General features: G+C 74.2%; 12 protein-coding genes. 2 read left to right on the forward strand and 10 right to left on the reverse strand.

Annotation, left to right across the window (positions count from 1 at the left end; all coding sequences use genetic code 11):
- Positions 1 to 165 precede the first annotated feature (165 nt).
- From ACFYXE_RS25875 to ACFYXE_RS25890, 4 genes are all read right to left on the reverse strand, one after another.
- Entirely contained in the window at positions 166 to 3,429 is a 3,264-nt protein-coding gene (locus ACFYXE_RS25875) for an FtsX-like permease family protein (RefSeq protein ID WP_389316073.1), read from the reverse strand.
- 165 nt (positions 3,430 to 3,594) lie between these two features.
- Positions 3,595 to 4,359, reverse strand: coding sequence for a DUF3710 domain-containing protein (locus ACFYXE_RS25880; protein ID WP_361164406.1), 765 nt, complete (start codon positions 4,357 to 4,359; stop codon positions 3,595 to 3,597).
- Position 4,360: 1 nt separating this feature from the next.
- Entirely contained in the window at positions 4,361 to 4,921 is a 561-nt protein-coding gene (gene dut, locus ACFYXE_RS25885; protein WP_361164403.1) for a dUTP diphosphatase, read from the reverse strand.
- Entirely contained in the window at positions 4,918 to 5,502 is a 585-nt protein-coding gene (locus ACFYXE_RS25890) for a PaaI family thioesterase (protein ID WP_361164400.1), read from the reverse strand. Before ACFYXE_RS25890 ends, dut begins: the two co-directional genes overlap by 4 nt.
- A 58-nt stretch (positions 5,503 to 5,560) precedes the next feature.
- On the opposite strand from ACFYXE_RS25890, the gene ACFYXE_RS25895 reads away from it, so the two are divergent.
- Positions 5,561 to 6,013 (forward strand): DUF3093 domain-containing protein, encoded by a 453-nt coding sequence (locus tag ACFYXE_RS25895; RefSeq protein WP_361164397.1) that lies wholly within the window; start codon positions 5,561 to 5,563, stop codon positions 6,011 to 6,013.
- An 89-nt stretch (positions 6,014 to 6,102) separates the two neighbouring features.
- Here the strand turns inward: ACFYXE_RS25895 and ACFYXE_RS25900 are convergent, their stop codons facing one another.
- From ACFYXE_RS25900 to ACFYXE_RS25915, 4 genes are all read right to left on the reverse strand, one after another.
- Positions 6,103 to 7,044: a hypothetical protein gene (locus ACFYXE_RS25900; RefSeq protein ID WP_361164394.1), complete on the reverse strand. Its 942-nt coding sequence runs from the start codon at positions 7,042 to 7,044 to the stop codon at positions 6,103 to 6,105.
- Positions 7,045 to 7,057: 13 nt separating this feature from the next.
- Positions 7,058 to 7,354: a DUF4193 domain-containing protein gene (locus ACFYXE_RS25905; protein WP_055544889.1), complete on the reverse strand. Its 297-nt coding sequence runs from the start codon at positions 7,352 to 7,354 to the stop codon at positions 7,058 to 7,060.
- Positions 7,355 to 7,747: 393 nt separating this feature from the next.
- A complete protein-coding gene (locus ACFYXE_RS25910) occupies positions 7,748 to 8,995 on the reverse strand; it encodes a HAMP domain-containing sensor histidine kinase (RefSeq protein ID WP_361164391.1) in 1,248 nt (415 codons plus the stop codon).
- Between the two features lie 6 nt (positions 8,996 to 9,001).
- Positions 9,002 to 9,655 (reverse strand): response regulator transcription factor, encoded by a 654-nt coding sequence (locus ACFYXE_RS25915; protein ID WP_055563081.1) that lies wholly within the window; start codon positions 9,653 to 9,655, stop codon positions 9,002 to 9,004.
- Between the two features lie 309 nt (positions 9,656 to 9,964).
- Between ACFYXE_RS25915 and ACFYXE_RS25920 the strand changes: the two genes are divergently transcribed.
- Entirely contained in the window at positions 9,965 to 10,138 is a 174-nt protein-coding gene (locus ACFYXE_RS25920; RefSeq protein ID WP_165283794.1) for a hypothetical protein, read from the forward strand.
- A 103-nt stretch (positions 10,139 to 10,241) separates the two neighbouring features.
- Here the strand turns inward: ACFYXE_RS25920 and ACFYXE_RS25925 are convergent, their stop codons facing one another.
- Positions 10,242 to 11,066 carry an inositol monophosphatase family protein gene (locus ACFYXE_RS25925; protein ID WP_389316078.1) on the reverse strand — a complete coding sequence of 275 codons (825 nt, stop codon included), beginning with the start codon at positions 11,064 to 11,066 and terminating at the stop codon, positions 10,242 to 10,244.
- Positions 11,067 to 11,112: 46 nt separating this feature from the next.
- The gene (locus ACFYXE_RS25930) at positions 11,113 to 12,240 is read right to left on the reverse strand and encodes a ferrochelatase (RefSeq protein WP_389316080.1); all 1,128 of its coding nucleotides are present in this window, start codon (positions 12,238 to 12,240) and stop codon (positions 11,113 to 11,115) included.
- Between the last annotated feature and the right edge of the window lie 39 nt (positions 12,241 to 12,279).

Consider the following 12,279-nt stretch of genomic DNA (forward strand, 5'->3'; position numbering starts at 1 on the left):
CTCACCCGTCACACCCCGCCCGCCGCACCCGCACCGGACCGGGCCGCGAGGACGCCCCCCGGCCCCCCGCCCGGACGCCCACGAGCACGGCGGCCGTCCACCCCCCGGCCCCATACGTGAGGGGCCCACGCCACACCCCCGCGGACCACCGCCCTCCGCCCCCGCTCACCCGTCGTCCCCCGCCCGCAGCACCCGCGCCGGGTCGAGCCGGCCGAGGACCCGCGCGGCCACCGTCACCACCGCGCAGATCACCGCGGTCGTCGCCCCGGCCGTCGCCGTCACCCGCACCCACGGCACCGAGGCGGCCAGCCACGGGAAGACCGGGCGGCCCGCCGCGTCGACCGTCACCACCGGCATGATCAGCGAGGCGAGGGCCGCGCCAAGCACCGTGCCGAGCACCGCCGCCACCCCGGCCAGCGCGAGCTGTTCGGTCCACAAGTAGGCGGCCAGTTGCCCGCGCCGCACGCCGAGCGCCCGCAGCAGGCCGAACTCCCGTTCCCTGGCCCGCGCCGAGAGCACGGTGTGCAGGGCGAACGCGATGACGGCGAAGGCCGGGGCGAGCACCAGGCACAGCACGAGCGCCCCGCGGGCACCGCGCCGCAGCGGGTCGTCGGCCAACTCCGCCCGGACGAGCGGCACGTCGACCGCGTGACCGAGGCGCGGATCCGCCCGCACCGCCGCCAGCGCCGCCGCCGTGTCCGCGCCGCGCACCTCCACCCACCACGCGCTCTCCGCGCCCGGCAGCACCCCGCTCAGGGCCCACTGGGCGGCCATCGCACGGGAGTCGGCGAGCAGCCTCGGCCGGTCGCGCGGCGCGCCGGGCACGGCCGCGATCCGCCCGACGATCCTCACCCGCGCGCTCCCGCCCGTGCTGCGCCGCACCGTCACCGTGTCCCCGACCCGGACCGCCCCCGAGGACAGCAGCGCGTCGTCGGCGAGCGCGGACGCGGCCGGGCGCCCCTTGGCGCGGTCCGTGCCGAGCCGTACGCCCCAGGTGGGGTACTTCAGATCGCCGTCGGGCCCGCGCAGCACGGCGTCGATGAGGGTCCCGGGAGCGGGCCGGTCGGCGCACAGCACGGGTCCCGGGGCCCGGGCGGGCGGCCGTCCCCCGCGCACCGGACCGCCGGCGACGCCCGGGCAGCCCGCCGCGCGCCGGTCGGGCCGGTCGGTCCGCAGGTCCCGCCACCGCGCCTGCCGGGCGAGCCCGGGCACCCGGTCGACCGTGAGGCGGTACGTCCGCCGCACCCGCTCGCCGACCATGCTCAGATCGATCTGCACGATGCGTACGCCACCGCCGCGCGCCCCCACCTTCAGGGGCACGGTCCGGACGCCGCCCTCCTGCAGTACCAGGGAACTGGAGTGGCTCAGTCCGTCCCCGTCCTCGAAGAAGACGGTGAGCCGTACGGGCACGGGCCGGCCGCCTCCGCTCGCGGACAGGCGGACCCGCAGGGGCAGTTCCGCGCCCGGCCCCCGAGCGGGCGACCCGACCGGCAGCCCGTGTTCGGGGACCGTGTCCCCCAGCGGCGCCACCAGTTCGCGCAGCGGCCGGTCCGCGAGGTCGCCGCGCAGCGCGGGCACCGGACCCCGGTCGGTGTCGACGGCCGTGACGGACACCGCGTCCTGTCCGACGTACCCCTCGGAGAGGATCATGGGCGTGACCGCCCCGGCACCCGGCAGCGCCTGGTACGCGGCGCGCCGCTCGCCGGGCGGCACCCCCTCGCCCGGCTCGATCCGCAGGTCGGCGCCGACCCGGAACGCGGCCTGGTCCCGGTCGCCGCGGTCCAGGACGGCCAGGGCGGTGCTGCTGAGCGCGGCGACGGCGAGGGCGAGCGTCACCACCAGCGCGGGTCCGGCGTGCCGGGCCGCGCGACGGCCGAGCTGCCAGCCGCCGAGCGGCAGGACCAGGCCGCGGCCGCGCCGCGCGAGCGGGTCGACGACGCGGGCGAGGAGCGGCAGGAACCGCAGGACGAGCAGCGCGGCCGCCACGGTCATCGCGACGGGCGCGAGCACGAGGACCGGGTCGACGCCGTCGCCGCCGGTCACCGGGGAGCGGTACTGGCGCAGTTGCAGCCAGCCGAGCACGGCGACCGCGGCGAGCGCCAGGTCGGCGCCGAACCGCTGCGCCCCGGCGAAGCGGGCGACGCGCAGCCGGAGCCGGGCCACCGCCCGCCGGTCCCCGGCGACCCGCAGGGCCGGCAGCAGCACCGCGAGGCCGTGCACGACGAGGGCGGCACCCGCCGCCGCCCAGGCGGGTCCCGTCACCGCGGACGCGGGCACGTCGCCCTCGACGAGCCCGGCTCCGCGCAGCCCGTGCAGCAGCGGGCCCGCGAGGAAGGGCGCGGCCAGGGCGGCGGGCCCGGCGGCGCAGGCCCACTGGGCGGCCGTCGACAGGGCGATCCGCCGGCGCCCCGCGCCGCGCGCGGCCAGCAACGCCAGCTCGGGGCGCCGGTGTTCGGCGAGCTGGCGTGCGGTCAGGACAAGGGCGGCGACGGCGAGCGCGGCCAGCAGGGTGGCGGGGACGTAGAGCCCGGCGCGGGCCACGGCGATCGGCGTGGTGAGCCGGTCGAGCGCCCTGCGCAGCCCGGCCGACAGCGTCAGGTCCGCCACCGGTGCGCCGGAGCCGCCGCGCGCCACGGAGAGCGCGGCGTCGCTGCCCGCGAACCGCTTCACCCGCTCCCGCAGCGGCCCGATGTCCCCGAGCCGCAGCGTGTCCGTGCGCGGCACCCCGAGCCAGAGCGCCCGGGCGTCCCCGGCGAGGGCCCCGCGGCCGGCGAAGGCGCGGCGCGGCACGACCGCGATCGAGTCGGGCGTCCCGAACGTGCTGCTGAGCGTCGCCCACACCGCGGGCGCGCGGTCCTTGGCGGCGTACAGCCCCACGACCCGCAGCGGCACCGGCCGTGCGCCCGCGCCCCGCACGGTGATCCGGCCGCCGAGGTCGACGGCGAGCTCGGCGGCGGCGGCCTCGGTCAGGGCGACCTCGGTCGCCCCGGCCGTGGCGCGCGGCCACCGTCCGGCGCGCAGCGCCGCATGCCGGCCGGTGTCCTGGAGGGCGACGACGGAGAGGGTGGCGTCCTCGCGCGGGTGCCCCCCGGCCTCGGTGACGGAGAGCTCGTCGTTGCGGGCCGCGGGGGCCCGCAGCGCGGACCAGGTGCGGTGGGGCACGTCGCCGTAGGTGCGGTCGAGGGCGGCCCGTACGTCGTGGTCCAACTCCCGGGTGCGGTCCGCCCGGTGGGGGCCCGCGACCTCGACGACGGCGTCCCGGTCGGCGGCCAGACGCCGCTGCACCCCGCCCTCGACCGCCTTCTCGGAGAGCGCGGCCAGCGCGGCGAGCACGGTGGCGGCGAGCAGCACCGCGAGCCCTGCCGCCCCCAGGACGAGCCCGTGGTGGCGGGTGGCGCGCAGGGCCGCGGGCAGGCGTCGTCCCCTCACCGCACCGGTCTCCCCCCGATCGACCGGCACAGTATGGGCGTACGCAAAAGTGGCCCGCAATGGATCCGGACGAACCGGAACCACCACGGGCCACTTGGCGGTCGAGACATCGTCCGCCCGGCGAGGAGCCATCGGCCCGGCGCGAAGCCGGGCGCGGCAGCGGGGTCAGCGCACCTCGGTGATCTCCGGACCACGCTGGAGCTGCCCCATGCCGCCGGAGAAGCGCGAGCCCTCCTGCTGCTCCTGCTGGACGCCCTCGGCGACCATCTGCGCGTCGTCCGGCAGCTTCAGGACGATCGGGTCGCGGGGCGCCATCGGGCCCTCGCCGCGCACGACGACGGTGTCACGGAAGATCTGCTCCAGGAGCCCGGCGGCCTGCGGCTGCACCGCGCCCTGGCCGGAGATCACGCCACGCAGGAACCAGCGCGGGCCGTCGACGCCGATGAAGCGCACGACCTGCACCCCGCCGGTGCCGTCGGGCAGCTGTACCGGGACCTGGGCGCGCAGCTCCCAGCCGAGGGGGCCCTCGACCTCGTCGATGACACCGCCCTGCTGGGTGATGCCGGAGGCGATCTCCTCGCGGACCTCGCCCCAGATGCCCTCCTTCTTGGGGGCGGCGAAGCCCTGCAGCTGGATGGCGCTGTCCTGGAGAACGACGGTGGCCGCGACGATCGCGTCGCCCGCGACCTCCACCCGCAGCTCCATGCCCTCGACACCCGGCACGAAGAGTCCGCCGAGGTCCACGCGGCCCTCACCGGGCTCGCGGACCTCCGCGAGGTCCCAGGGACCGTCGGGGCGGGGCTCGGGCTCGAGCCTCACGCGCGACCGCGCGGCGTCGGACCGGTCATCGCCATCCACGCCGTCGACGACCTGCTCGTCCGCGCCCGCCGCGTCCTCGGCGGCACTGTCCTTCTTGCGACGTCCGAACACGTCACTGTCCTTCCCGGTCGGATACGACCGATGCGTATCGATTCCCACCCGTTTGTTGGCCCGGGCTCGCGCCCGCGCCGGTGCCCACGGCGGCATGGCCGCCGGTGGACCCGAAGCCCCCCTCGGCCCGCGCCGATGCGGGAAGCTCCGCCACCTCCTGGAAGCGAACCTTCTCGACCTGCTGGACGACCAGTTGGGCAATCCGGTCGAAGCGCTCGAACCGCACTGCCTCGCGCGGGTCGAGATTCACCACGATCACCTTGATCTCTCCACGGTACCCGGCATCCACCGTCCCCGGGGCATTCACCAGAGCGACACCGCAGCGGGCGGCGAGGCCCGAACGGGGGTGCACGAAGGCCGCGTACCCCTCCGGGAGCGCGATGGACACCCCGGTGGGGAGCACCACCCGCTCGCCGGGGGCCAGTTCGCAGGATTCCGTCGTCCGCAGATCGGCACCGGCGTCGCCGGGCTTCGCGTACGCGGGCAGCGGCACCTCGGGGTCGACGCGCCTGATCAGCACGTTCAGCTCGGCCGGGCCGCTCAGGGGGGCAGGGGACGTCACGGGTTCACCTCGAAAGCGCGGGCACGCCGGACCTGGTCCGGGTTGTTCATGGCGGCCTGGATCTCCTCCGGCCTGCCGTTGTCGATGAAGTGGTCGACCTTCACCTCGATGAAGAGGGCGTCCGCGCGGACCGCGACGGGCCCCTCGGGGCCGCCGATCCGGCCGGTGGCCCTCGAGTAGATCTTGCGCCCGGCGACGGCCGTGACCTCGGCCTCCAGGAAGAGCACGGTGCCCAGCGGCACCGGCCGCACGAAGTCGGTCTCCAGCCGTCCGGTCACCGCGATCACGCGCAGCAGCCAGTTCAGCGAGCCCAGCGTCTCGTCGAGCGCGGTGGCGAGCACCCCGCCGTGGGCCAGGCCGGGCGCGCCCTGGTGCGCCTCGCGCACGGTGAACTCGGCCGTGATGGCCACGCCCTCGCCGGCCCGTGCCGCGAGGTGCAGTCCGTGCGCCTGACCCTCGCCACAGCCGAAACAGTGCTCGTAGTGGGCACCGATGAGCTCGCCCGGGGCGGGCGCGTCGGGGTGGCGGACGGGCGCTATGGCGTCGGCCGGGGGCGTCAGGGCTGCAGATGTACCACTCACAGGCGCAGACCTTACCTCCGCGTCAGGGCGCCGACCGCACCGTGCCAAGCTTGGTTCCATGCAGCCTTACGAAGAACGCCTGACCGCGCCCCGATCGTGGTGGTTCGTCTCGGTCCTGGTGGGGGTCGCGATGGCCCTGATCATGCTGCCGTTCGGCACCCTGCCGCTGCTCGGCGGCCTGGTCGGCGGCACGGCGGTGGCGGCGGTCGTGACCAGCGCGTACGGCGCGGTGCGGATCCGCGTGGTGGCGGGCTCACTGGTCGTGGGCGACGCGAAGATCCCGGTGTCGGCGCTGGGTGACGCGCAGGTGCTGACCGGCGAGGAGACGCGCGCCTGGCGCACGTACAAGGCCGACCCGCGCGCCTACATGCTGCTGCGCGCCTACATCCCCACGGCCCTGCGCGTGAACATCACGGACCCGCAGGACCCGACGCCGTACGTGTACGTCTCCACGCGGCGCCCCGAGGAGCTGGCGGCCGCCCTGGAGTCGGTACGGGCCGCCCGGCCCTGACGGCGGCGCTCAGCGGCCCCTGAGGGGGCACTGGGGCCCGGCCCGGAAGGCCCGGCGGGGCCGGCACCGGGAGGTCGGCGGCCCGGGAGTCAGCGGCCCAGCTCCTTGGGGATCTCCCCCATGCGCAGCGGGTCGCTCGGCCTGTCCAGGGGCGGCAGCGCGGGCAGCGCGTCCCACGGCACCTGGTGCTTGCGCAGGTCCCGACGGATCCGCCCGGCGAGCTTCCGGGTGTCCCGGCGGTTCATGACCGCGCCGACCGCGGCGCCCACCATGAAGGGCATGAGGTTCGGCAGGTTCCGGACCATCCGCTTCATGATCTGCTGGCGCAGCTCCCGCTTCATCTGGCCGCCGAGGGCGGCGTTGAGCGTCGCGGGCTTGGCGACGTCGATGCCGCGCTCCTGGGACCAGGAGTTCAGGTACGCCGTGCTGCGCTGCGTCAGGGGGCCTTCCGGCCGCAGGCCGTAGACCTCGTGCAGCTCGGCGATCAGTTTCAGTTCGATGGCGGCGACGCCGGTGATCTCCGCCGCGAGCTCGGCGGGCATCGCGGGCGGCACCGGCAGCATCGCGGCGGCGCCCACTCCCGCGCCCACGGTGGACGTGGCGTTGGCGGCGCCCGCGACGAGCTTGTCCGCGAGCTGCTCGGGGCCGAGGCCCGGGAACTGCTTGCGGAGGGTCGCGAGATCGCGGACCGGGATCCGCGGGGCGTTCTCGATGAGGCGGTCGGCGAGATAGCCGATGCCGGCCTTGGCGCCGCGCCCGCCCTTGCGCACGCCGTCCCTCACTCCGAGCGTGACGGCGGCGACCCGGCTGCCCCTGGACCCTGCCCCACGGGCATTCCGAGCGGTCCCGGGAGCCTTGTCCACCGCCGTCGCGTCCGGCGGCGCCGTCAGGGCGTCCGCCGGTTCGAGCGAGGCTGCCCCGGTGGCGGAAGAGCCTCGCCCGTCATCACGTGCACCGGCGTCCGGAACGCCGGCCTCGTCCGCCCCGCGCTTGCGGAAGCGGCGCTTCCTGGACGGGGTCGAGCCAGTCACGGCCGACCCCGCCTCAGTCGCAGTCGCGGCAGATCGGCTGGCCGTTCTTCTCTCGGGCCAGCTGGCTGCGGTGGTGGACCAGGAAGCAGCTCATGCAGGTGAACTCGTCCTGCTGCTTCGGGAGCACGCGCACGGCGAGCTCCTCGTTGGAAAGGTCGGCGCCGGGCAGCTCGAGGCCCTCGGCGGCCTCGAACTCGTCGACGTCGACCGCTGAGGTCGACTTGTCGTTCCGCCGTGCCTTGAGTTCCTCGATGCTGTCCTCGTTGACGTCATCGTCGGTCTTACGTGGGGTGTCGTAGTCCGTTGCCATGTCGCTCTCCCCCTCTGGGTGTCTGCGGTGTCTCAGCGCACGTAACGCGTGAGAGGCCGGACTTGTGCCCGACCTGAGGCGGAGATTTTGCCTCACATCAAGGTCTGTTACTCAATCGACACCCAACCGCACCCCTGAAGAGGTGATCGGGTTGGATGGCGATCGGGACCGTACACGGTCCGAATGTCGCACTTCACGGGCGCCACCCCGTGTACTTCCCGTGATCAAGACCCCCGAAAACCCGGATTTTCCCGGCTTTCCGACGACTTTCACGATCACAGAGAGTAGATGGCCGAAAAATCGCCTCTGTGATCGATCGCACACGTCCTTCCCGGGATGGGCCCCCGAAAATTCCGCGCAAAGCGAACAGGTCGGCGCGTCCGCGACAGCATCTCAGAGAGGCAAGGTGACTCGCATCACGAGGCCACCCCCCTCACGCGGCTCCGCGATGATACGGCCCCCGTGGGCCCGCGCCACCGACCGGGCGATCGACAGGCCGAGTCCGACGCCCTTGTCGCTGCCCGTGCGCTCGGTCCGCAGCCGCCGGAACGGCTCGAAGAGGTTGTCGATCTCGTACGCCGGGACCACCGGGCCCGTGTTCGACACCACCAGGACCGCCTGGCCGTGCTGGGCCTCCGTGGTGACCTCGACCCAGCCCTCGTCCGGCACGTTGTACCTGACGGCGTTCTGGACGAGGTTCAGGGCGATCCGCTCCAGGAGGACGCCGTTGCCCTGCACGACGGCCAGGCCGCGCTCCCCGCGGATCTCCACGTTCTTCGCCTCGGCCTCGGCGCGCACCTGGTCGACGGCGCGGTGGGCGACCTCGGCGAGGTCGACCGGCTTGCGCTCCACGATCTGGTTGTCGCTGCGGGCGAGCAGCAGCAGGCCCTCCACGAGCTGCTCGCTGCGCTCGTTCGTGGCGAGCAGCGTCTTGCCGAGCTGGTGGAGCTCGGGGGGCGCACCGGGGTCGGAGAGGTGCACCTCCAGGAGCGTGCGGTTGATCGCCAGGGGCGTGCGCAGCTCGTGCGAGGCATTGCCGACGAAGCGCTGCTGGGCGGTGAAGGCCCGCTCCAGACGGTCCAGCATCTCGTCGAAGGTGTCGGAGAGCTCCTTCAACTCGTCGTCCGGGCCGTCCAGTTCGATCCGCCGGGTCAGGTCCGTGCCGGCCACCCGGCGCGCGGTGCGCGTGATGCGGCCGAGCGGCGAGAGGACCCGGCCCGCCATCGCGTAGCCGAAGGCGAACGCGATCACGGCCAGGCCGAGCAGGGCGAGCAGCGAGCGGCTGAGGAGGTTGTCGAGGGCGTTCTGGCGCACCTGGTTGACGCACTCGTTCAGCGCGGAGTTGAGCTGCACCTCCGAGGGGTGGTCGGGCAGCCCCTGGAAGTTGGCGCACGTGCTGCTGCTGACCGTCGACTTGCCGGTGACCCGGAAGGGCAGGTCACTGCCCACGTTCAGGGCCTGCGCGGCGAGCAGATAGATGATCGAGAGCAGCAGGATGCCCGCGATGAGGAACATCCCGCCGTACAGCAGCGTGAGCCGTATGCGGATCGTGGGGCGCAGCCACGGGAAGGGCGGTTCGACCTTGCGGGGGTCCCAGGTGGGCTTCGGGGGCGCGGCTGGTGGCGCCGGGGTCGCGGCCACCGCCGATCAGATCCGGTAGCCCGAGCCCGGCACCGTCACGATGACGGCGGGCTCGCCGAGCTTGCGGCGCAGGGTCATGACGGTCACCCGGACCACGTTCGTGAACGGGTCCGTGTTCTCGTCCCAGGCCTTCTCCAGGAGCTGCTCCGCGGAGACGACCGCGCCCTCGCTGCGCAGCAGCACTTCCAGGACGGCGAACTCCTTGGGGGCCAGCTGGATCTCCTTGCCCTCCCGGAAGACCTCGCGGCGGTTGGGGTCGAGCTTGATCCCGGCGCGCTCCAGGACGGGCGGCAGCGGCACGCTGGTGCGCCGGCCGAGGGCACGCACGCGTGCCGTGAGCTCGCTGAACGCGAAGGGCTTGGGGAGGTAGTCGTCGGCGCCGATCTCCAGGCCCTCGACGCGGTCGCTGACGTCGCCGGACGCGGTGAGCATCAGGACGCGGGTCGGCATGCCGAGCTCGACGATCTTGCGGCAGACGTCGTCGCCGTGCACGAGCGGGAGGTCCCGGTCGAGCACCACCACGTCGTAGTCGTTGACACCGATGCGCTCCAGGGCGGCCGCTCCGTCGTACACGACGTCGACGGCCATGGCCTCCCGGCGCAGTCCGGTGGCCACCGCATCGGCGAGCAGCTGCTCGTCCTCGACGACGAGTACGCGCACGTCGCTGTCCTTCCTCTGTGCCCCTGCGGGCAGGTCTGGCGTGGGGTAAGGCCTCCATCCTGCCCCTTTCGGCCATAAACCGGCTGTAAGGCGGCCCTCAGGTGCTCCCGGGGCGCGGGAATGCGGGATTTTCTCCGGCGGTTGAGGTTTCTGCGGAAGGGGGCCAGGGGAAGACGGCCTTACACCCGCGATCACGCTTTGTATGTGGCACGCCACGAACCGCTTTCCGCGGAGCGGACGTGATCGCCCCTTCCCTTGAGGCACGCCCGTGCCATCGACGACCCACGACCCAGCCGAGGGGGCGCAACCATGGACGCATTCACCGCAGGTCTTCTGCAGCGCATAAAGGCCACGGAGTCCGACCTCACGAAGGCCCGTGAGACGGGAGACGACTTCCTTGCCGAGGTCGAGCTGGCGGAGCTGGAAGATCTCCACCGCCTGGCCGCCGAGCACGGCGTCGAGGTGGGCGTGCTCCACGCCTGACCCGCACTCCTGAGCGAGCTGCGCGGAAGGGCCCCCGCACCGGTGGACGCGGTGCGGGGGCCCTTCCGTGCGTCCGGGCGTCCCGCGGGGGCCCGGCGGACGTCTAGTCGTGCCAGGCGCCGAGGTCCTCCAGGCGGCCCTGGAGCGTCTCGAAGAGGCCGGGCGGGGCGGCGACGGCCAGCTCGCCCGACAGGGCCTCTCCGGGGCGTCCACCGGTCAGCGCGCCCGCCTCCCGGGCGACGAGGTCGCCCGCCGCGTAGTCCCAGGGGTTGAGCCCCCGCTCGTAGTACGCGTCGAGCCGGCCCGCCGCGACGTCGCACAGGTCGATCGCGGCCGACCCGGCGCGCCGGATGTCGCGCACCTCGGGGATCAGGTGGCGGGCCACCTCGGCCTGGTGGGCGCGGCGCTCGGCGACGTACCCGAAGCCGGTGCCGACCAGGGCCCGGTCGAGGGGCGGGGCGGGGCGCACGCGCGTGGGGACGTCGTCGAGGTGGGCGCCCCCGCCGAGGACCGCGTGGTAGGTCTCGCCGCGCATCGGGGCGTGCACGACGCCGACGAGCGTCCGGCCGTCCTTGCGGGCGGCGATGGACACGGACCAGTCGGGGCGGCCGTAGAGGTAGTTCACCGTGCCGTCGATGGGGTCGACGACCCACTGGACGCCGCTGCTCCCCTCGGAGCTCGCGCCCTCCTCCCCGAGGACGCCGTCGGCCGGCCTGCGCTCGGCGAGGAAGGCGGTGATCAGCTTCTCGGAGGCGATGTCCATCTCGGTGACGACGTCGACGGCGCTGGACTTGGTGGCGGCCACGCCCAGGTCGTCGGGGCGGCCGTCGCGCAGGAAGGTGCCCGCGCGGTGCGCGGCCTCCAGGGCGACGGCGAGGAGCTTGGCCGTGAGGGCTTCGGGTTCGGTCACGTCGGTCGTGTCGGTCACGTCGTTGTCCTCAGCGTTCTCAGCGTTCTCAGCGTTCTCAGCGTTCTCAGGCGTACGGGCTGTCGGCGCCCGCGGCCGCGGGCTTCGGGGCGCGGGCGGGGCAGCAGCCCACCGGGCACAGGTCGTGGCTCGGGCCCAGGGAGCCCAGGGCGCACGGGGTGACGGGCGTGCCGCTCTCGGCGGCCGCCCGCTCCAGGACCAGATCCCTGATCGCCGCCGCGAACCGCGGGTCGGCGCCCACGGTCGCCGACCGGCGCACCGGAAGGCCCAGCTCCGCCGCCTTGGCCTCGGCCTCCGTGTCGAGGTCGTACAGGACCTCCATGTGGTCCGAGACGAAGCCGATGGGGACCATGACGACCGCCGCGGCCCCGGCCGCGTGCCGCTCCTCCAGGTGGTCGCAGATGTCGGGCTCAAGCCACGGGATGTGCGGGGCGCCGCTGCGCGACTGGTAGACGAGCTCCCAGGGGTGCTCGACACCGGTCTCCTCGCGGACGGCGTCGGCGATGAGGCGGGCCACGTCGAGGTGTTCCCTGACGTACGCGCCGCCGTCGCCGTGCTCCTCGACGGGACCGGAGGTGTCCGCCGCGGCGTTCGGGATGGAGTGCGTCGTGAAGGCCAGGTGGGCGCCCTCGCGCACGTCGGCGGGGAGCTCGGAGAGCGACCGCAGGACGCCGTCGATCATGGGGCGCACGAAGCCGGGGTGGTTGAAGTAGTGCCGGAGCTTGTCGACCCGGGGCAGGTCCAGGCCTTCGGCCGCGAGGGTCGCGAGGGCGTCAGCGAGGTTCTCGCGGTACTGGCGGCAGCCCGAGTACGAGGCGTACGCGCTGGTGGCGAGGACGAGGATGCGGCGGTGGCCGTCGGTGACCATCTCGCGCAGCGTGTCGGTCAGGTAGGGCGCCCAGTTGCGGTTGCCCCAGTAGACCGGCAGGTCGAGGCCGTGCTCCGCGAAGTCCTTGCGCAGGGCGTCGAGCAGGGCGCGGTTCTGGTCGTTGATCGGGCTGACCCCGCCGAACAGGAAGTAGTGCTGCCCCACCTCCTTCAGGCGCTCCTTGGGGATGCCGCGCCCGCGTGTCACGTTCTCCAGGAACGGGACGACGTCGTCCGGGCCTTCGGGGCCGCCGAACGAGAGGAGCAGCAGGGCGTCGTACGGAGTGGAATCCAGCGCGTCGGACATGCAACCGATCCTGCCACCCGCCACCGACAGGCGGAAAAC

Source organism: Streptomyces sp. NPDC002564, from assembly GCF_042889645.1.
In the GTDB taxonomy this organism is placed as follows: Bacteria; Actinomycetota; Actinomycetes; order Streptomycetales; family Streptomycetaceae; genus Streptomyces.

Excerpts from the sequence above, each read along its gene's own strand:
- ACFYXE_RS25905 (WP_055544889.1), bottom strand. The coding sequence starts at position 7,354 with ATGGCAACGGACTACGACACCCCACGTAAGACCGACGATGACGTCAAC.
- ACFYXE_RS25920 (WP_165283794.1), top strand. The coding sequence starts at position 9,965 with ATGGACGCATTCACCGCAGGTCTTCTGCAGCGCATAAAGGCCACGGAG.
- ACFYXE_RS25930 (WP_389316080.1), bottom strand. The coding sequence starts at position 12,240 with ATGTCCGACGCGCTGGATTCCACTCCGTACGACGCCCTGCTGCTCCTC.
- ACFYXE_RS25895 (WP_361164397.1), top strand. The coding sequence starts at position 5,561 with ATGCAGCCTTACGAAGAACGCCTGACCGCGCCCCGATCGTGGTGGTTC.